The 18,737-nt window shown below is 73.9% G+C and carries 14 protein-coding genes; 8 read left to right on the plus strand and 6 right to left on the minus strand.

All coding sequences use genetic code 11. From position 1 onward, the window contains the following. Positions 1–2: 2 nt before the first annotated feature. Both ssuE and ACFTXQ_RS05155 read right to left on the minus strand, forming a co-directional pair. On the minus strand, positions 3–566 hold the full coding sequence (gene ssuE / locus ACFTXQ_RS05150) for an NADPH-dependent FMN reductase (RefSeq protein WP_382636004.1): 564 nt from the start codon (positions 564–566) through the stop codon (positions 3–5). Between the two features lie 95 nt (positions 567–661). Beyond that, a complete protein-coding gene (locus tag ACFTXQ_RS05155; RefSeq protein ID WP_382636005.1) occupies positions 662–1,606 on the minus strand; it encodes a TauD/TfdA dioxygenase family protein in 945 nt (314 codons plus the stop codon). A 1,140-nt stretch (positions 1,607–2,746) separates the two neighbouring features. On the opposite strand from ACFTXQ_RS05155, the gene ACFTXQ_RS05160 reads away from it, so the two are divergent. The 4 genes from ACFTXQ_RS05160 to meaB all read left to right on the plus strand — a co-directional run bounded on the left by ACFTXQ_RS05160 (position 2,747) and on the right by meaB (position 9,038). Next, positions 2,747–3,916 carry an ROK family protein gene (locus ACFTXQ_RS05160; protein ID WP_382636260.1) on the plus strand — a complete coding sequence of 390 codons (1,170 nt, stop codon included), beginning with the start codon at positions 2,747–2,749 and terminating at the stop codon, positions 3,914–3,916. Between the two features lie 62 nt (positions 3,917–3,978). Then, positions 3,979–5,844, plus strand: coding sequence for a methylmalonyl-CoA mutase small subunit (gene mutA / locus ACFTXQ_RS05165; RefSeq protein WP_382636007.1), 1,866 nt, complete (start codon positions 3,979–3,981; stop codon positions 5,842–5,844). Continuing rightward, positions 5,841–8,027 (plus strand): methylmalonyl-CoA mutase, encoded by a 2,187-nt coding sequence (gene scpA, locus ACFTXQ_RS05170; RefSeq protein ID WP_382636009.1) that lies wholly within the window; start codon positions 5,841–5,843, stop codon positions 8,025–8,027. The genes mutA and scpA overlap by 4 nt, the downstream gene beginning before the upstream one ends. A 12-nt stretch (positions 8,028–8,039) precedes the next feature. After that, positions 8,040–9,038 carry a methylmalonyl Co-A mutase-associated GTPase MeaB gene (gene meaB, locus ACFTXQ_RS05175; RefSeq protein ID WP_382636010.1) on the plus strand — a complete coding sequence of 333 codons (999 nt, stop codon included), beginning with the start codon at positions 8,040–8,042 and terminating at the stop codon, positions 9,036–9,038. Here the strand turns inward: meaB and ACFTXQ_RS05180 are convergent. Further along, positions 9,023–9,862, minus strand: coding sequence for an alpha/beta fold hydrolase (locus ACFTXQ_RS05180; RefSeq protein WP_382636011.1), 840 nt, complete (start codon positions 9,860–9,862; stop codon positions 9,023–9,025). The genes meaB and ACFTXQ_RS05180 overlap by 16 nt on opposite strands. Positions 9,863–9,910: 48 nt before the next feature. After that, complete coding sequence (locus ACFTXQ_RS05185) at positions 9,911–10,912, minus strand: asparaginase (protein ID WP_382636013.1); 1,002 nt, start codon at positions 10,910–10,912, stop codon at positions 9,911–9,913. Between the two features lie 120 nt (positions 10,913–11,032). On the opposite strand from ACFTXQ_RS05185, the gene ACFTXQ_RS05190 reads away from it, so the two are divergent. The 4 genes from ACFTXQ_RS05190 to ACFTXQ_RS05205 all read left to right on the plus strand — a co-directional run bounded on the left by ACFTXQ_RS05190 (position 11,033) and on the right by ACFTXQ_RS05205 (position 16,921). Beyond that, a complete protein-coding gene (locus ACFTXQ_RS05190; protein WP_382636015.1) occupies positions 11,033–11,488 on the plus strand; it encodes an Lrp/AsnC family transcriptional regulator in 456 nt (151 codons plus the stop codon). A 29-nt stretch (positions 11,489–11,517) separates the two neighbouring features. Then, the gene (locus ACFTXQ_RS05195) at positions 11,518–13,629 is read left to right on the plus strand and encodes a protein kinase (protein ID WP_382636016.1); all 2,112 of its coding nucleotides are present in this window, start codon (positions 11,518–11,520) and stop codon (positions 13,627–13,629) included. 71 nt (positions 13,630–13,700) lie between these two features. Further along, positions 13,701–14,738 (plus strand): serine/threonine protein kinase, encoded by a 1,038-nt coding sequence (locus ACFTXQ_RS05200; RefSeq protein WP_382636018.1) that lies wholly within the window; start codon positions 13,701–13,703, stop codon positions 14,736–14,738. 5 nt (positions 14,739–14,743) lie between these two features. Beyond that, positions 14,744–16,921, plus strand: a complete 2,178-nt coding sequence (locus ACFTXQ_RS05205) for a PQQ-binding-like beta-propeller repeat protein (RefSeq protein ID WP_382636019.1) — start codon at positions 14,744–14,746, stop codon at positions 16,919–16,921. Between the two features lie 14 nt (positions 16,922–16,935). Here ACFTXQ_RS05205 and ACFTXQ_RS05210 read toward each other — a convergent pair whose 3' ends face one another. After that, entirely contained in the window at positions 16,936–17,127 is a 192-nt protein-coding gene (locus tag ACFTXQ_RS05210; RefSeq protein ID WP_382636020.1) for an acyl-CoA carboxylase subunit epsilon, read from the minus strand. A gap of 15 nt (positions 17,128–17,142) precedes the next feature. Then, positions 17,143–18,726 carry an acyl-CoA carboxylase subunit beta gene (locus ACFTXQ_RS05215; RefSeq protein ID WP_382636022.1) on the minus strand — a complete coding sequence of 528 codons (1,584 nt, stop codon included), beginning with the start codon at positions 18,724–18,726 and terminating at the stop codon, positions 17,143–17,145. Positions 18,727–18,737: the final 11 nt, after the last annotated feature.

An 18,737-nucleotide genomic window follows, 5' to 3' on the forward strand; every position in this document is an offset into this window, starting at 1 on the left:
CGTTACGGGGTGGCGGTGAGGGCGGTGGCGGTGGCGTTCGCGGCGCGCAGGGCGTCCGCGAACTCGTCGACGGCCTGGAAGAGGTCGAGCTCCGCCTCGGGCCGCAGCCGGTCGGGGCCGGATCCGCGTTCGACGGAGGAGTCGAGGACGAAGCGGCCGGCGGTGACGTGCCGGGCGCCGAGGGCGGAGAGGACGGGGCGCAGGGCGTAGTCGAGGGTCAGGACATGGGCGAGGCTGCCGCCGGTGGCCAGGGGCAGAACCGTTTTGCCGGCCAGGCCGTCCTGCGGGAGCAGGTCGAGGAAGGCCTTGAGCAGGCCGGTGTACGAGGCCTTGTAGACCGGGGTCGCGATGACCAGGCCGTCGGCGGCGGCGACGGCTTCGAGTGCCCGGCGGATCTCCGGCTCGCCGCGCCGGGCGGAGAGGAGGTCGGCGGTGGGCAGCTCGCGGACGGCGAGGTGGGCCGTGTCGAAGCCGGCGTGGGAGAGGCGGCGCAGCACGTGATCGGCGACGACGGCGGTACGGGAGTGGGTGGAGGGGCTGCCGGTGACGGCGAGCAGCTGGGGCACGGGGGCTCCTGGGGCTTCGTACGGGTGTCGGTTCGGGGGGCCGGGGGCCCGGGGCCCGGCCGGGGCCCGGGCGGGGCCCCGGCCGCGCGGGCCGGTCAGGACTCGGTGGTCGACGCGCCCGAGGCGATGCCGAAGGCGGGGTCCGGGACGGCCTCCGGGCTGAGCAGGCGGGAGGGCTCGCCGTCGGGGCCGACCGGGACGTCGCCGTCGACGGTGACGCGGCGCAGGGTGCGCTCGTGGTCGTCGGAGTCGTCGACGCCGTAGTGCTGGGTGGCGCGGTTGTCCCAGATCGCGACGTCGCCGGCCCGCCACTGCCAGCGGACGGTGTTCTCGGGGCTCTCGATGTGGGCCTGGAAGAGGTCCTGGAGGACGCGGGAGTCGCGGCCGGTGAAGCCGTCGATGCGCTGGACGAAGTTCCCGAGCAGCAGGGTCCGTTCGCCGGTCTCGGGGTGGACGCGGACCACCGGGTGTTCGGTGAGGAACTTGGTGGAGGTGAACACCTCGCGGTACTGGGCCAGGGCCTCGGGCAGGGCGTCGGGCTTGAGGGCGGCGTAGTCGTACTCGTTGGAGTGGACGGCGCGCAGGCCGTCGGCGAGGGTCCGGAGGGGGGCGGGGAGGTTGCTGTAGGCGGTGGCGGTGTTGGCCCAGAGGGTGTTGCCGCCGTACGGGGGGATGGTGACGGCGCGCAGGATGGAGAAGGCGGGGTAGGCGGGGACGAAGGTGACGTCGGTGTGCCACTGGTTGGCGCGGGCGCCGTGGTGGGAGTCGATGCCGAGGGCGTAACGGCCGTCCGCGGAGGGGACGGTGGGGTGCGCGACCGGGGTGCCGAGGAGCTGGGCGAAGGCCTCGTGGGAGGCCTCGTCGAGGTGGTCCTGGCCGCGGAAGAAGACGACCTTGTGGGCGAGGAGGGCGGCCCGGATCCCGGCGACGGTCTCGGCGGCGAGATCGCCGCCGAGCCGTACGCCGCCGATCTCGGCGCCGATGCGGCCGCCGATCTTGGTCACGGTGAGGGTGTGGGCGGTGGGCGTTGCGGTGGCCATGGGGGCTCCCTGGGCAGGGCTGCAGGGTTATTTCCGCAGCGGAAGAAATGGAGGTACGCGGATGCGGACGGGGTGCGGGGGCGCGACGACGCGCCACTGGCGACGGGGCGAGGACCGGGGGCGCGGAGGCCCCCCGGTCGGCCCGGAGGGGCGGCGTCGTGCGGTGCGCGGGTGGGGCGGCGCGGCCCGGCGGCTCAGTGGCGCGGTGGCTGCGGAGCTGTGCTCAGGCTCGGCGCGAGACGGCCGGACAGCGGCCCGGACACGCGCCCGGCGCGGTGCGGAGGCCGGGGGTGTGGAGCCGCGGGGCGAGGAGTTCGTTCGCGGTCATGACGCGGAGCCTGTCAGCGGTGCCGGGTGCGGTCAACCCCCGGGTGGGGGGCGGCTCCGAACCCCTGTCCGGGGTGGGGCCACGGCTCCGACCTGCCGGTTTCTCGGAATCCCGGGCTCCTGCCGGCTTGTTCCGCGGCCGAAAGCCGTGGCTGGATTTCACGGTCGTGCAACGCGCCCGCCACGTCCGGCCCCTGCGGGGCGCCCACTCCCCCACCCCGCCCCTTCCCGAAACCGGGGCCACCGCCCCGGACCCCCCTGGGGCTCCGCCCCAGACCCCGCGCCTCAAACGCCGGCGAGGCTGGATGTGCCCGCCCTCAGCCCCCATGTGCGGCCACAAGACCGGGGCTCCGCCCCGCACCCCGCGCCTCAAACGCCGGCGGGGCTGGATGTGCCCGGCGGGGCTGGTTGTGCCCGGCGGAGCCGGATGGGTCCGCCGGGGGGCTGGGTGGGTCCGGCGGGGGGCTGGGTGGGCTCGGTAGGGGAGCCTCGACGTGCTGGCTGGGGGGTGGCATTGCCCTCTGGCCCATCTTGCCGCGTCAAACGGACGGCAGGAGCGAAGAATCAGCCTCGCCGGCGATTGAGGCGCCGCCGGAGGCAAAACCAGCCTCTCCGGCGTTTGAGGAGCGGGGTCTGGGGCGGAGCCCCAGGACACGGCGCCGCACCCGGCATCTGCAGCGCCGCCTGGCGTTCGAGGAGCGGGGGTTCGGGGGGCGGGAGTTGACACCACGCCGAGCACCCCGCAGGGGGCCGGGCAGGGGACCGGCATGATCGGGGCATGCCCCCCGCCCCCGAGGAGACCCCGTGACGCGTATGACCGGTGACCGGCGGGCGGCCGCCAACGCCTCCGCCGTGCTGCGGACCGTGCTGGATCACGGCCCGGTCGCCCGCAGCGACATCGCGGGGCTGTCGGGGCTGAGTCCCGCCGCCGTGTCCCGGCAGGCGACCGCGCTGCTCCGCAGCGGGCTGTTGCGCGAGCTGCCCGGTCCCGGCGGCGGGGTGGGGCGGCCGCGGATCCCCCTGGACCTGCACACCGGCGCCGTCGGCGGGCCCGTCGTCGCCGGGCTGCACATCGGAGTGCCGTCCTCGACCTTCAGCCTCGTCGACCTGCGCGGGCACCTGCTCGCCCGGCGGTCGTTCCCGCACGACGGCCTCCCCCCGGCCGGACTGCCCGCCGAGATCGCCGGCCAACTCGGCCGGTTCCTACGCGAGTTCGGAACCCCCCGGCGCCCCCTCCTCGGGGTCGGCGCCGCCCTCGGCGGGTGGGTCCGCCCCGACGAGGGGGTCGTCGTGCACCACCCCGCACTGCACTGGCGGCAGAAGCCGCTCGGCGCCGAGCTGTCCGCCGCGCTCGGCGGGCTGCCGGTGCGGGTCGACAACCACGCCCGGGCCGTCGCGCGTGCCGAGATCCTCTTCGGCCGGCCGGAGGCCCGCCGCAGCCTGGTGCACCTCTTCATCGGCAATGTCGTCGACGCCGCCTTCGGGATCGAGGGGACCCTCCACCAGGGCCCGGGCGCGGCCGCCGGGGACGTGGCCCACCTGCCGGTGCCCGGTTCTCAGACCCCCTGCGCGTGCGGACGTACGGGCTGCCTCCAGGCGACCGCCTCCGACCTGGCGCTCGGCGCCGAGGCCGTGCGCCGCGGGATAGTGCCGGACCCGTCCGTCAACCTGCTCGTGGACGCGGCCGCCACCGGCGACCCGCGGGCCGACGGGCTGCTGCGCGAGCGCGCCCGCGCCGTGGGCCGCGCGGCGGCCCTTCTGTTGGATGTCTTCAATCCGGCGGTCATGGTCGTGACCGAGCTGGCGAGCGTTCTGGACGAGCGGTACCTGGAGGAGATCCGGGGCGCCGCGACGGCGCTCTCCCACGTCTGCGACGACCCGGAGCGGATCGTGACCCCGCACGCCGGTCCGGCCGTACTCCCGGAAGCAGCCGCAACGGTGCTGCTCAGCCGGGTATTCCGTGATCCTTTTAGTATGTCATGAGAGGGCGAGATCACACCCGGCGGTATGGTGCCCGCCTGAGCGGCCCCCCTAGCATTCGAGCCATGACGGTCCTGCCTGACGACGGGCTCTCCCTGGCCGCCGAGTTCCCTGACGCGACGCATGAGCAGTGGCAGCGCCTTGTAGAAGGCGTACTGCGCAAGTCGGGCAAGGAAGCCTCCGGCGAGGCCGCAGAAGACGCTTTGTCCACCCCGCTCGAGGACGGGCTCACCACCCGCCCGCTGTACACCGCGCCGCCCGACGGGTCGGCTCCCGACACCGGTTTTCCCGGCTTCGCCCCCTTCGTTCGGGGTGGCAGGCCGGAAGGCACCACCGCGAACGGCTGGGACGTGCGCCAGCGCCTCGCGGGCTCCGATCCCGTACGCGTGAACGAGGCGGCCCTCGCCGATCTCGAGAACGGGGTCACCTCCCTGTGGCTCACCGTGGGCCGGGGCGGGATCCCCGTCGACGGCCTCGCCCGGGCGCTGGAGGGGGTCTACCTCGACCTCGCCCCGGTCTCGCTGGACGCCGGGGCCGAATACGCGCAGGCCGCGCGGGCGTTGCTCGCGCAGTACTCCGAGCGCCAGGTCGCCCCCGCGGCGGCCCGCGCCTCGCTCGGTGCCGACCCGCTGGGCCACGAGGCCCGGACGGGCGAGGAGCTGGAGCTCGCCGGCGCCGTGGAGCTGGCCCGGGAGGCCGCCGCCGGGTGGCCCGGGATCCGCGCCCTGACCGTGGACGCCCTGCCGTACCACGAGGCCGGAGGCAGCGCCGCCGAGGAGCTGGGGCTGTCCCTGGCCACCGGTGTCGCCTACCTGCGCGCGCTGACCGGAGCGGGGCTGGGCGTCGAAGCGGCCCTCGGGCAGCTGGAGTTCCGCTACGCGGCCACGGCCGACCAGTTCCTCACCATCGCGAAGTTCCGCGCCGCGCGCCGTCTGTGGGCCCGTATCGCCGAGGCCTCGGGGGCCCCGGAGGCGGGTGCCCAGCTCCAGCACGCGGTGACCTCGCCGGTGATGATGACCCGCCGCGACCCGTGGGTGAACATGCTGCGCACCACCGTGGCCTGCATGGCCGCGGGTGTGGGCGGCGCGGACTCGGTCACCGTGCTCCCCTTCGACCACGAGCTGGGCCTGCCGGACGCCTTCGCGCGCCGCATCGCCCGCAACACCTCCACCATCCTGCTGGAGGAGTCGCACCTGGCCCGCGTGATCGACCCGGCGGGCGGCTCGTACTACGTCGAGCGGCTGACCGACGAACTGGCGCACGCCGCCTGGGAGTTCTTCCGTACGGTCGAGAAGGCCGGCGGCATGGCCGGCGCGCTGCGTTCCGGGCTGGTCGCCGAGCGGCTCGCCGCCACCTGGGCCGAGCGCTCGAAGAAGCTGGCCAAGCGCCGCGAACCGATCACCGGGGTCAGCGAGTTCCCGCTGCTGTCGGAGAAGCCGGTCGTACGCGAGCCCGCCCCGGCGGCGCCCGCGGGCGGGCTGCCCCGCGTCCGGCGCGACGAGGCCTACGAGGCGCTGCGCGCCCGGAGCGACGCCCACCTGGCGGCGACCGGCGCCCGGCCGAGGATCTTCCTGGCCGCGCTGGGCCCGGCGGCCGCGCACACCGCGCGGGCCACCTTCGCCTCGAACCTCTTCCAGGCGGGCGGCATAGAGCCCGTGCACGACCCCGTTTCCGTGGACGCGGAGACGGCCGCCGCGGCCTACGCCGCGAGCGGCGCCGACGGCATGGCCGTGCTGTGCTCCAGCGACGCGCTCTACGAGGAGCAGGCCGCGGCGGTCGCCGGGGCGCTGCGCGCGGCCGGCGCCACGACCGTGTTCCTCGCCGGCCGGCCCGGCACCGCGGAAGCCTCCGTGGACGAGTACGTCTTCGCCGGCTGTGACGCCGTCGCCGTGCTGTCCTCCGTACTCGACCGGATGGGAGTGCCCGCATGAGCATCCCCGATTTCTCCGAGCTCGCGCTCGGACCCGCCGCCTCCGCCGGCGTCTCCGAGGACCAGTGGCGTTCCTCGGTGAAGGAGTCCACCGGCACCGCCGCCGCGGACCTGCTGTGGGAGACCCCGGAGGGCATCGGCGTCAAGCCGCTGTACACCGGCCGGGACACCGAGGGCCTGGACTTCCTTCAGACGTACCCGGGCGTGGCCCCGTACCTGCGCGGCCCGTACCCGACGATGTACGTCAACCAACCCTGGACGATCCGGCAGTACGCCGGCTTCTCCACGGCCGAGGAGTCGAACGCCTTCTACCGGCGCAACCTGGCCTCCGGCCAGAAGGGCCTGTCGGTGGCCTTCGACCTGCCGACGCACCGCGGCTACGACAGCGACCACCCGCGCGTCACCGGTGACGTCGGCATGGCGGGCGTGGCGATCGACTCGATCTACGACATGCGGCAGCTGTTCGACGGGATCCCGCTGGACAAGATGTCGGTGTCGATGACGATGAACGGCGCGGTGCTGCCGGTCCTCGCCCTGTACATCGTGGCGGCGGAGGAGCAGGGCGTCTCCCCCGACAAGCTCGCCGGGACCATCCAGAACGACATCCTCAAGGAGTTCATGGTCCGCAACACCTACATCTACCCGCCCAAGCCCTCGATGCGGATCATCTCCGACATCTTCGCGTTCACCTCGCAGAAGATGCCGCGGTACAACTCGATCTCCATCTCGGGCTACCACATCCAGGAGGCCGGTGCCACGGCCGACCTGGAGCTGGCGTACACCCTCGCGGACGGTGTGGAGTACCTGCGCGCCGGGCAGGCGGTGGGGCTGGACGTGGACGCGTTCGCGCCGCGCCTGTCGTTCTTCTGGGCGATCGGCATGAACTTCTTCATGGAGGTCGCGAAGCTGCGCGCGGCCCGCCTGCTGTGGGCGCGCCTGGTGAAGCAGTTCGATCCGAAGAACGCCAAGTCGCTGTCGCTGCGCACCCATTCGCAGACCTCGGGCTGGTCGCTGACCGCGCAGGACGTCTTCAACAACGTGACGCGCACGTGCATCGAGGCGATGGCGGCGACCCAGGGCCACACCCAGTCGCTGCACACCAACGCCCTCGACGAGGCGCTCGCGCTGCCGACGGACTTCTCGGCGCGCATCGCCCGCAACACCCAGCTGCTGCTCCAGCAGGAGTCGGGGACCTGCCGGTCGATCGACCCGTGGGGCGGCAGCGCGTACGTCGAGAAGCTGACCTACGACCTGGCGCGGCGGGCCTGGCAGCACATCGAGGAGGTCGAGGCGGCGGGCGGTATGGCGCAGGCCATCGACGCGGGCATCCCGAAGCTGCGCGTGGAGGAGGCCGCGGCCCGTACGCAGGCCCGGATCGACTCGGGCCGCCAGCCGGTGATCGGCGTGAACAAGTACCGCGTGGAGAACGACGAGGCGATCGAGGTCCTCAAGGTCGACAACTCCTCGGTGCGCGCGCAGCAGATCGCCAAGCTGCGGCGGCTGCGCGAGGAGCGCGACGAGGCGGTCACGCAGGACACCCTGCGGGCGCTGACGAACGCGGCCGCGAGCGGCGAGGGCAACCTGCTCGCGCTGGCGGTGGACGCGGCGCGCGCCAAGGCCACCGTCGGTGAGATCTCCGACGCACTGGAGAAGGTGTACGGGCGGCACGCGAGCCAGATCCGTACGATCTCGGGTGTGTACCGCACCGAAGCAGGCGAGTCCCCGTCCGTGGAGCGCACCCGTGCCCTCGTCGACCGGTTCGAGGAGGCGGAAGGGCGCCGTCCGCGCATCCTGGTCGCCAAGATGGGCCAGGACGGGCACGACCGCGGCCAGAAGGTGATCGCGACGGCCTTCGCCGACCTGGGCTTCGACGTGGACGTCGGCCCGCTGTTCCAGACCCCGGCGGAGGTGGCCCGCCAGGCCGTCGAGGCGGACGTCCACGTGGTGGGCGTCTCGTCGCTGGCGGCCGGCCACCTGACCCTCGTACCGGCGCTGCGCGAGCAGTTGGCGGAGGAGGGCCGTGAGGACATCATGATCGTGGTGGGCGGGGTCATCCCGCCGGCCGATGTCCCCACGCTGCTGGAGATGGGCGCGACGGCGGTGTTCCCGCCCGGAACGGTCATCCCGGACGCGGCCCACGACCTGGTGACGCGGCTCGCCGCGGACCTGGGCCACGAGCTGTAGGCGGCCGGGAGCATGCCCCCGAAGATCGACATCGACGTGTACGTGAAGGGCGTGCTCGACGGGAAGCGCGCGCACATAGCGCGCGCCATCACCCTCGTCGAGTCCACCCGGGCGGACCACCGGGCGCTGGCCCAGCGGCTGTTGACCGAGCTCCTCCCGCACGCGGGGAACGCGCGCCGGATCGGCATCAGCGGTGTGCCGGGCGTGGGGAAGTCCACCTTCATCGACGCGTTCGGCACGATGCTGACCGGGCTGGGCCACCGGGTCGCGGTCCTGGCCGTGGACCCCTCCTCCACGCGTACGGGCGGCTCCATCCTCGGCGACAAGACGCGGATGGAGCGGCTCTCGGTGGACCCGGCGGCCTTCGTGCGGCCCTCGCCTTCGGCGGGGACGCTGGGCGGGGTCGCGAAGGCCACCCGGGAATCGATGATCGTCATGGAGGCGGCGGGCTACGACGTGGTCCTCGTCGAGACGGTCGGAGTGGGCCAGTCGGAGACCACGGTGGCGGGGATGGTGGACTCCTTCCTGCTGCTCTCCCTGGCCCGTACGGGCGACCAGTTGCAGGGCATCAAGAAGGGCGTCCTGGAGCTGGCCGACGTCCTGGCGGTGAACAAGGCGGACGGCCCGCACGAGCGCGACGCGAAGGCGGCGGCCCGTGAACTGTCGGGCGCGCTGCGCCTGATGCACCCCGCCGACGCGGCGTGGACCCCGCCGGTCCTGACGTGCAGCGCCCGGGAGTCGGCCGGGCTGGACGAGGTGTGGAACCGCCTCGAACAGCACCGGACCCTGCTGGACGCGGGCGGCCGGCTGGCGGCGAAGCGGGCGGCCCAGCAGGTGGAGTGGACCTGGTCGATGGTCCGCGACGAGCTGCTGGAGCGGCTGCGGGCGGACCCTGCCGTACGGGATCTCGCGCCGGCCCTGGAGGAGTCGGTCCGGGCCGGCGCCACCACCGCCACCTCGGCGGCGGACCGGATCCTGGCGGCCTTCGCGTCGGGTCAGCCCAGGAACTGAACGACCTCGGCGGTGAAGGCCGCCGGGTCGTCGCGCCACGGGAAGTGCCCGGCGCGGCGCTGCACGACCAGCCGGGGGTCCTGGAACAGCTCCGCGTAGCGGGCCACGACCTCCGGCACGGCGCCCAGGTCGCTCTTGCCGGCGAGCAGCAGGACGGGCCGGTCGAACTCTTCGAGCGCGGCCCGGGTGGCGGCCGGGTCGTAGGCGCCCTCGCTGCCGTAGACGGCCGCGGCCTCGTTGTTCCGCAGGGCGTCCTCGGCCTCCTTGCGGGTCTGGGCCGCGGCGTCCCAACGGCCGTGCGAGAACGGCTCGATCGCGTTCCAGTTCTCCGGGGTCGGGTGTCCGGCCAGGATGGCTTCGAGGGCGGCGTAGGCCTTGGCGAACCACGGCTGGTGGGAGTGCCGCCGCGCGGCCCGCAGCCGCATCTCGCCGGTGACCTCGATGCCGACGGCGAAGACGCTCGGGGTGATCAGCGCCATCCGGCCGATGCGCCGCGGGTGGCGGGCGGCGTAGAGCGCGGCGAGGTTCGCGCCGGCCGAGTGCGCCAGCAGGTCGAGGTGGTCGAGACCGAGGTGCTCCCGCAGGGCCTCCACGTCGTCGACGAGCCGGTCGCAGCGGTAGCTCGCCGGGTCCTGCGGTATGCCGGAGCTTCCGGTGCCCCGCAGGTCCAGCCGGATCAGCTGCCGGTGCGCGGACAGTCCGCCCAGCTCCTCCAGGTAGGAGGAGGCGAGCATGGGCCCGCCCGGCAGGCAGATGAGCGGGGGGCCTTCGCCGGTGACGTGATAGGCGAGCTCGGTGCCGTCGGGCGCGGTGAAGGTGTGCATGGCGCGGATCTTGTCAGCGCCGCGCCGCCCCGACAACCGCGTTCGGGCCTACGCCTCGACCAGTACCGATCCGGTGGCGGAGAGGGTCTGGTGCAGCAGCCGGGTCTGTTCCGCCGGGTCGTCGCTGCCCAGGAGGGCGGAGAGGACGGCGATGCGCGCCTGGCCGGCCCGGAGCGTCCCCGTCGGCACGGCGCCGGCCGCGACCAGGTCGACCGCGCCGCCGTGCGTGTAGATCTCGGTGACCGGCCCGGCCACGACGCGCGTGGTCAGCGCGACCAGCACGCCGCGTCCGACGGCCGCCTTGACGGCGTCCACGATCTCCGGGGTGGCGTTGCCCGCGCCCGTCCCGACCAGGACGACGCCGCGCGCGCCGGCTTCGACGGCGGCGTTCAGCAGCACCGGGTCGCCGTCGGCGTGGTGCACCACCACGTCCACGCGCGGCGGGAGTTCCGGCATCGCCGGCAGCGGGAGCGGCTCGGGCCGCTGCGGTTCGCGCAGGACGGTGACCTTGCCGAAGCCGATCTTCCCGAACAGTTCCTTGGAGGGATCGGCGAACGCGTCCAGCGCCACGGCCTGCGTCTTCACCGTGCCGCGCGCGGCGTGCACCCGGCCCGCGAAGGCGATCAGCACGCCCAGCCCGCGCGTGGTGGCGGCGGTGAGCAGCGCGTCGTAGAGGTTGCCCGGCCCGTCCCCGTCGGCGGTGCCCATGGGCCGCTGGGAGCCCGTGAACACGACGGAGCGCGGGTCGTGGTGGTGCAGGTCGACGAGGAAGGCCGACTCCTCGAGGGTGTCGGTGCCGTGCGTGACGACGATGCCGTCGACGTCCGGGTCGGCGAGCACCTCGTGCACGGTGCGCAGCAGCGTGAGCTGGTGGGCGGTGGTCAGCCGGGGGCTGTTCACGCTGAACAGGTCCACCAGCTCGACGGTGATGCCCTCGGGCAGCGGCGCCGTGGCCATGACCTCGCTGCCGTCGGCGTCCGCCGCGAAGCCGGAGCCCTGCCAGCGGCTGGCTATCGTCCCACCGGTGCTGATGACGACGATCCGTCCCATGGCCGTGGCCGCCCTTCCCTCGTACGTATGTGCTGAAAGCAGCAATGATAGGGAGATCTACGCGCAATGCGATTGCGTCTTTGACCCGTCTCGTAACATTCGATGGGTGATAATTGCGTGATGGATGCCATTGACCGGGATATCTTGCGCGAGCTCCAGGCGGACGGGCGCCTCAGCAACCAGGAGCTCGCCCAGCGCGTGGGGCTCACCCCCTCCCCCTGCATGCGCCGGGTCCGCCAACTGGAACAGGACGGGGTGATCCAGGGCTACCGCGCCGTGATCTCCCCCGAGGCGGTGGGCCGCGGCTTCGAGGTGCTCGTCTCGGTGGAGGTGCGCCGCGACCGGGCCGCCGTCGAGGCCTTCGAGGCCGCCCTCCAGGACATCCCCGACGTCATCGAGGCCTACCGCCTGTTCGGCAGCCCGGGCTGCCTGCTGCGCATCGCCGTCGCGGATCTGCGCGCGTACGAACGCCTGTGGATCGAGCAGCTGACGGCCCTCTCGGGGGTCACCGAGGTCAATTCGCAGATCATCATGAAGCGCATCAAGGAACCGACCGGCCTGCCCGTCGAACGCTGACGGCCGGGCCCAGACAGGAAGCAGCACCCATGGAACCCCTCGGCCACGGCGACCCGGTCCGGCTGGGCCCGTACCGCCTCCTCGGCGTGCTCGGCGCCGGCGGCATGGGCAAGGTCTACTTCGGGCGGGACGCGGACGGCCGGACCGCGGCGGTCAAGGTGCTGCTGCCGGAGCTCGCCCACGACCCGAACCTCGCCCAGCGCTTCGTCCGCGAGGCACACACCGCCCAGGCCGTCACCAGCCCCGGCGTCGCCCGCGTCCTGAACGCGCACAGCGAGGACGGCAACCGGCCCTGGATCGCCACCGAGTTCCTGTCCGGACCCACCCTCGACGACGCCGTCCAGCGGTACGGGCCCTTCGACCCGGACGGCATGCGCGCCCTCGCCGCCTCCCTCGCCGCCACCCTCCGGGACATCCACGCGGCCGGGCTGGTCCACCGCGACCTGAAGCCCGCCAACATCGTCCTCACCGCGGCGGGGCCGCGCGTCATCGACTTCGGCATCGCGCGCCCCGAGCACGGGCTGACGCTCACCACCACCGGCCAGGTCCCGGTCACCCCCGGCTACGGGGCCCCCGAGCAGGTGCTCGGCCGGCGGGTGGGCCCGGCCGCGGACGTGTTCTCGCTGGGCGCGGTGCTCGCCTACGCGGCGACCGGGCGGCGCGCCTTCGACGGGACGCACGTGGCGGCCGTCCAGTACGAGGTGGTGCACGGCGAGCCCCAACTCGGCGGTGTTCCCGACGACCTGCGCGCGCTGATCGCGCCCTGCCTCGCCAAGGACCCCGCCTACCGCCCGACGCCCGAGCAGATCGCCGGCGCCTTCGCCCCGCCGCGCGGCGCCGACCGGGTGTGGCGTACGGGGCCGCTCGCCAAGGACATCGCCCGCCGCGGCACCGAGGCCGAGCGGCAGGCCACCCTCCTCGTACAGGAGCCCGGAACCGGCCCCTCCCGCAGGCGGCTGCTGCGGATCTCGCTGGCCGCGGGCGGGGTCCTGGCCGCGGGCGGCGGCGCCGGGGCCTGGTGGCTGCTGCGCGGCGAGGAGCGGGCCCCGAACGTGCCCGGGCTGGCCGGCGGCGCGGAGCCGCTGCCGCTGTCCGCCGCGCAGTCGGGGAAGGCCCCCGAACCGCTGTGGGGTCCGCTGCCGGTGGCGGCGAAGCCGGAGAACGGCACGACCCTGACCCCCCTGTCGCTGCGCGACGTGGTCATGTTCGCCTCGAAGGACGGCGGCCTGGCGGCCCGGCTGACGCGCGACGGCCGGGAGAAGTGGCGCATGGCCGACATCGCACCGGCGGCCGGCCTCCTCGCGTTGGAGGAGCCGCTGTTCGCCGCTGCGGACGCGCACGGGGCGCTGCGCGTCCACGAGGCCTCCACGGGCAAGCTCCAGTGGTCGATGCCGGGCGCGGAGGTCGGCCGGATCCTGACCGCGGACGAGGAGTGCGTCTACGTGGTGACCCAGGGCGGCCGACTGCGCGCGATCGACCTGAAGCTGCGGACGGTGAAGTGGACGGTGCCGCTGCCGGCCACCGCCGTCGCGGGCGCGGGGCCCCGGGCCGCCGTGGGAGGCGCCACGCTCGTCGTGTTCGGGGCCGAAGGCACCGTGCGCGCGTTCTCCAGGTTCTCCGGGACCAAGACCTGGGAGATCGAGGGTCAGGCGACCTCCGCCATCGACCCGCTCGTCGTCGAGTTCAAGACCCCCGGCGACATCGACTACACCGTTTTCCTCGGCGGCCGCACCCTGACGGCCCACAGGATGGTCACCGGGGACGAGCTGTGGAAGGCCGCCGCCACCGGTGAGCCGCGCCAGGGTGCCGGGGGCTGGGGCGCCCCGATGCTGGACGGCAAGAACCTGGTCTGTGCGAACGGGACGACGCTGTCCTCCTTCACCACCGAGGGCAAGGAGCTCCCGGCGCGCGGCCAGGCCGCCCGGGGCCCGCTTCCGCACACCCGTCCCCTGCTCGAAGGCCAGACGCTCTGGGCGGTCGAGGGCGGAGGCAAGGGGGTCTCGGCCTACTCCAGCACCGACGGCAAACGGTTCTGGACCTGGGCGGCCGATTCCAGCGGGCCCTGGGCCTTGTCCGGTGTCGGGAACCGGGTGTTCCTCGTCAACGACGGGAACCTCACGGCCATGCCGACCGTGGGCTGACCCCGTGCCGGGCGGCCCCGCGATCACCGCTTAGGCTCGGGGCCGGACCACCGAACCGGGAGAGCGCGCGCATGGAACGCCTACGCCACGACGACCCGACGCAGATCGGGCCGTACGCGACCCTGGCGCGGCTCGACGCCGAACACGCCGGGCGGACCGTTCCGGAACGCCGCTACCTCGCGCGCGGCGGCGACGGGGAGCGCACGGTCCTGGTCTGCGTGCCGCCGGTCGGCGCGGATCCGTCGCGGTGGGCGCTGGAGGCCGAGGGTGCCCGGCGGCTGTCCGTGCCGGGGTTCCTGGACGTCGCGGAGGTGGGCGGTTCGGCCGGCTTCCCCTGGTACGCCGCCGCCTACACCCCGGCGTTGCCCCTGCCGGCGGTGCTCGCCGCGTTCGGCGGCCCCCTGCCCGAAGACACCGTACGTGGGCTGGGCGCCGGGCTGGCGCAGACGCTGGCTGCCGCGCACGCGCAGGGGGTGACGCACGCGGGGCTGTCCCCGGCCGCCGTGCTGGTCACCGCCTACGGGCCGCTGCTGACGTGCTTCGGGGCCGCGCGGGCGGGCCTCGCCGGGCTCGACCCGGGCTGCCTGGCCCCGGAACAGGCCTCGGGCGCGGCCGCCTGGACTCCGGCCGCCGACCTCTTCGCGCTGGGGGCCGTCCTGGCGTACGCGGCGACCGGCCACACGGTGCCGGAGCAGAGCGAACTCCCCGCGGGGCTGCGGCAGCTGGTGGGGTCCTGCCTGGCCCGCGACCCTGCCGACCGGCCGGCATCGGCCCGGGCCTTGCTGTGCGAGCTCCAATCGCCGGCGGGCTCGGCCGGACCGGCCGGCGCCGCGGCGCTCCTGGCATCCGCCGACCCGCGCCGTCCCGCCCGTGCGGGCTTTTCGGCCTCCGGCGGCGCCTCAAACGCCGGCGGGGCTGGGGTTTACCCGGCAGAGCCGAGCCCGGCCCCGCCGGGCGGGGCCGCCCGGGCCGACGGTGGGGGGACCGTGCTCGATCAGGCGGCCGCGCCGCCGCCCTTGTCACTGCCCGGCCGCGTGGTCGCCGCGCTCGCGGCCCAGTCCGCCGCGCTCCTCGCCGCGGAACTCCCCGTCCCCCAGAAGGTGCACTGAACCCGATGCCCCTCGCCCCGGCACCCTTCACCCCGCTCACGCACGACGATCCGCAGCACCTCGGTGGCTACCGGCTGCTGGCCCGGCTCGGCAGCGGCGGCATGGGCACGGTCTACCTGGCCCGCTCGGCGGGCGGTCGTACGGTCGCGCTCAAGACCGTGCACACCCGGATCGCCGCCGACACCGCCTTCCGTACCCGCTTCCGGCTGGAGTCGGACGCGGCTCGGATCATCGGTGACCGGTACGGGGCCCGCGTGTTCGGCGCCGACCCGCTCGCCGCGACGCCCTGGCTGGCGACCGAGTACGTGCTCGGGCCGCAGCTCGACGAGGCGGTCCGGCTCAGCGGTCCCCTGCCGGAGCCCTGCGTCCGCTCCCTGGGCGCGGACCTCGCCCACGCGCTCGGCCAGCTGCACCGCTCGGACGTGGTGCACCGCGACCTCAAACCCTCCAACATCATGGTGACGGCCTCCGGCCCCAAGGTCATCGACTTCGGCATCGCCCGCGCCCTCGGCGACGAGCGGCTCACCACCGTCGGCACCGCGGCCGGCACGCCCGCCTACATGTCGCCCGAGCAGGCCGGCGGACTCGAACACGCCCCGGCCGGCGATGTGTTCGCGCTCGCGGGCGTACTCGTCTTCGCGGCGTCCGGGCACGGCCCCTTCGGCGGCGGGCAGGCCGCCGACCTGCTCTACCGGGTGCGGTACGCGGACCCCGATCTGGGCGGCGTACCGGCGGAACTGGCGCCACTGCTGGCCCGTTGTCTCAGCAAGGACCCGGCGCTGCGACCCACCACGGCCGAGCTGGCGCGGCTGCTGGCTCCCGGCGAGGGCGCGTTCGCGGACGGGCTGCCGCAGCCGGTGCTCGCGGACATCGCCCGGCGCAGCACGGCGGTGTGGCAGGAACCCCCGGGCCGTCTTCCCGCTCCGGCCGGGGAACCGGCGACGGTCCTCACGGCCGGCATGTCACGCCGCAGACTGTTCTCGCTCACCGGAGGCGCGATCGGCGCGGCGGCGCTCGCCACCGCCGGTGCCGTGTGGGCCTGGCCGGACAAGACGACGGCCCCCAAGCCGCTCGCCCTCCAGCCGGCTCCCGCCTCGCTGTGGAAGGTCTCCCTCTCCACTTCCGGGGTGGACTTCGCTCCCCTGCGGGTGGGCGACGGAGTCTTCCTCGTCGCGGGAACCGTGGCCGAGAAGGTCGATCCCTCGACGGGTGCACACGCGTGGCAGGAGAACCTGCAAGGTCCCTGGCGCATGGCCACCGACGGCAAGGAGCTGTACGCGCTGCGGGAGCCGGAGGGCGACGCCGCCGATGCCCCCAGGACGGCGAAGCCGCTCGCGGTCGACCGGATCCCGCGGACCGACGGCAAGGGGAAGGCGCTCGTGACCCTCGACGCCTTCGACGGCAACCACAAGCTCAGCCAGCTCCTGTGCGTGGACGGGGACACGGCGTACCTGTCCGCCAAGGCGGCCGCAGGCGCGGAGTGGTTCCTCGTCGCCGCGAGCCTGAAGTCCGGCCGGGAGCTGTGGCGTCAGAAGGCGGCGGCGCCCTTCGAGCGCCAGTCGACACCCGCCCTCGTACGCGGCAAGGTCGTGAAGGGCGGCCTCCTGCTGTGCCGCCGCTCGGAGGCGGGGGAATCCCTGGGCCTGTCCCTGCACGACACCGCCACCGGCGCCGTCCGCTGGGAGAAGGCCGGGCTGTCCGTCACGGGTGCACTGCCCTACGCCCTGGCCACGGACGAGGACCACGTCTACATCGGCGCCGACTCCCTCCAGGCGCTGCGGCTCATCGACGGCGCGACGGCGTGGTCCTTCGGAGAGGGCCGGGACTTGGGCAACAAGCCGTACGGCATCCGCCGTTACGGGCTCCCGGCCGTCCACGAGGGGGTCGTCTACGCCGTCGAGAGCGCCCGCGGCATCGTCGCCGTCGACGCCCGCACCGGCGTCGCGCTCTGGTCCGAGGAGCCCCTGAAGGACACCACCGCCAACGGCGACGTCGCGCCGGTGGTGGTCGGCGGGCTCGTCCTCACCATGGACAAGATCGGCCTGCGGGCCGTCTACGCCCGCTCCCACAAGCCGCTGTGGCGCTACCCGACGACGGCGGTCGCCCTGGCCGCCGATCCGGGCGGCGGGCGGGTCTACGCCCGCGAGGAGCGGATGGCGCTCGCCCTCCCGATCGACAGCTGACTGCGCAGGCGGCGTCACCCCTGCCAGCTGTGGGGGGCGCGGAAGCCGGGGGTGCGTTCCAGGCGGCGCCAGCCGGCCTGGGAGCGGGTGGGTGCGGGGATGTCGGGGGTGGTGGCGGCGCGGGCGAGGAGGATCGCGGTGATCGCGGCGAGTTCCTCGGGGGCGGCGTTGCCCTTTTCGACGCGCAGCAGGGTGTCGGTGCTCATGGGTGGCGGGTCTCCTTACTGCGGCGGGTTGCCGTGCTTGCGGGAGGGCAGGTCGGCGTGCTTGTTGCGGAGCATCGAGAGCGCGGCGACGAGGGTCTCGCGGGTCTCGGCGGGGTCGATGACGTCGTCGACGAGGCCGCGTTCGGCCGCGTAGTAGGGGTGCATCAGCTCGGCCTTGTACTCCTTGACCATGCGGGTGCGCATGGCCTCGGGGTCCTCGGCGTCCGCGATCTGCTTGCGGAAGATGACGTTGGCGGCGCCCTCGGCGCCCATCACCGCGATCTCGTTGGTGGGCCAGGCGTAGGTGATGTCGGCGCCGATGGACTGGGAGTCCATGACGATGTAGGCGCCGCCGTAGGCCTTGCGCAGGATCAGCGAGATCCGCGGCACGGTCGCGTTGCAGTACGCGTACAGGAGCTTGGCGCCGTGGCGGATGATCCCGCCGTGTTCCTGGTCGACGCCCGGCAGGAAGCCGGGCACGTCCAGCAGGGTGATGATCGGGATGTTGAACGCGTCGCACATCTGGACGAAGCGGGCGGCCTTCTCGGAGGCCTCGATGTCCAGGACGCCGGCGAGGTGGCCGGGCTGGTTGGCGACGATGCCCACGACCTGCCCGTCCAGACGGGCCAGCGCGCAGATGATGTTGCGGGCCCAGCGCTCGTGGATCTCCAGGACGTCGCCGTCGTCGACGAGTTCCTCGATGACCTTGAGCATGTCGTAGGGGCGGTTGCCGTCCGCGGGCACCAGGTCCAGCAGCACCTCGCTGCGGCGGTCGGCCGGGTCGGAGGACTCGTGGACGGGCGGGTTCTCCCGGTTGTTGGAGGGCAGCATCGAGATCAGGTAGCGGACCTCGGAGATGCACGTCTCCTCGTCGTCATACGCGAAGTGCGCCACACCCGAGGTCTCCGCGTGCACGTCCGCGCCGCCCAGACCGTTCTGGGTGATCTCCTCACCCGTCACCGCGCGGACCACGTCCGGGCCGGTGATGAACATCTGCGAGGTGTCGCGGACCATGAACACGAAGTCCGTCAGCGCCGGGGAGTAGGCGGCGCCGCCCGCGCACGGGCCCAGCATCACGCTGATCTGCGGGATCACACCCGAGGCCTTCGTGTTGCGCTGGAAGATGCCGCCGTAACCCGCGAGGGCGGAGACGCCCTCCTGGATACGGGCACCCGCACCGTCGTTCAGCGACACCAGCGGCGCACCGGCCGCGATCGCCATGTCCATGATCTTGTGGATCTTCGTGGCGTGGGCCTCGCCCAGAGCGCCGCCGAAGATCCGGAAGTCGTGCGCGTACACGAAGACCGTGCGGCCCTCGACCGTCCCCCACCCGGTGATCACACCATCGGTGTAGGGCTTCTTCGCCTCCAGGCCGAACCCCGACGCCCGGTGCCGGCGCAGCTGCTCGACCTCCTTGAACGAACCCTCGTCCAGGAGCAGCGCGATGCGCTCACGGGCAGTCAGCTTGCCCTTGGCGTGCTGGGTCTCGGTCGCGCGGTCACTGGGGCCACGCCGCGCCTGCTCACGCAGCGCGTGCAGCTCGGCCACGCGCCCGCGGGTGTTCACCCCGCGGGTGGCCGTCTCATCGGTGATGGTCATGACAGGTACTC

It is taken from the genome of Streptomyces sp. NPDC057010, from assembly GCF_042673805.1.
Classification (GTDB): domain Bacteria; phylum Actinomycetota; class Actinomycetes; order Streptomycetales; family Streptomycetaceae; genus Streptomyces.

Excerpts from the sequence above, each read along its gene's own strand:
- ACFTXQ_RS05185 (WP_382636013.1), bottom strand. The coding sequence starts at position 10,912 with ATGGGACGGATCGTCGTCATCAGCACCGGTGGGACGATAGCCAGCCGC.
- ACFTXQ_RS05190 (WP_382636015.1), top strand. The coding sequence starts at position 11,033 with ATGGATGCCATTGACCGGGATATCTTGCGCGAGCTCCAGGCGGACGGG.
- ACFTXQ_RS05215 (WP_382636022.1), bottom strand. The coding sequence starts at position 18,726 with ATGACCATCACCGATGAGACGGCCACCCGCGGGGTGAACACCCGCGGG.
- ACFTXQ_RS05205 (WP_382636019.1), top strand. The coding sequence starts at position 14,744 with ATGCCCCTCGCCCCGGCACCCTTCACCCCGCTCACGCACGACGATCCG.
- ACFTXQ_RS05155 (WP_382636005.1), bottom strand. The coding sequence starts at position 1,606 with ATGGCCACCGCAACGCCCACCGCCCACACCCTCACCGTGACCAAGATC.
- ACFTXQ_RS05180 (WP_382636011.1), bottom strand. The coding sequence starts at position 9,862 with ATGCACACCTTCACCGCGCCCGACGGCACCGAGCTCGCCTATCACGTC.
- meaB (WP_382636010.1), top strand. The coding sequence starts at position 8,040 with ATGCCCCCGAAGATCGACATCGACGTGTACGTGAAGGGCGTGCTCGAC.
- ACFTXQ_RS05160 (WP_382636260.1), top strand. The coding sequence starts at position 2,747 with ATGACCGGTGACCGGCGGGCGGCCGCCAACGCCTCCGCCGTGCTGCGG.
- ACFTXQ_RS05195 (WP_382636016.1), top strand. The coding sequence starts at position 11,518 with ATGGAACCCCTCGGCCACGGCGACCCGGTCCGGCTGGGCCCGTACCGC.
- mutA (WP_382636007.1), top strand. The coding sequence starts at position 3,979 with ATGACGGTCCTGCCTGACGACGGGCTCTCCCTGGCCGCCGAGTTCCCT.
- ACFTXQ_RS05200 (WP_382636018.1), top strand. The coding sequence starts at position 13,701 with ATGGAACGCCTACGCCACGACGACCCGACGCAGATCGGGCCGTACGCG.
- scpA (WP_382636009.1), top strand. The coding sequence starts at position 5,841 with ATGAGCATCCCCGATTTCTCCGAGCTCGCGCTCGGACCCGCCGCCTCC.
- ACFTXQ_RS05210 (WP_382636020.1), bottom strand. The coding sequence starts at position 17,127 with ATGAGCACCGACACCCTGCTGCGCGTCGAAAAGGGCAACGCCGCCCCC.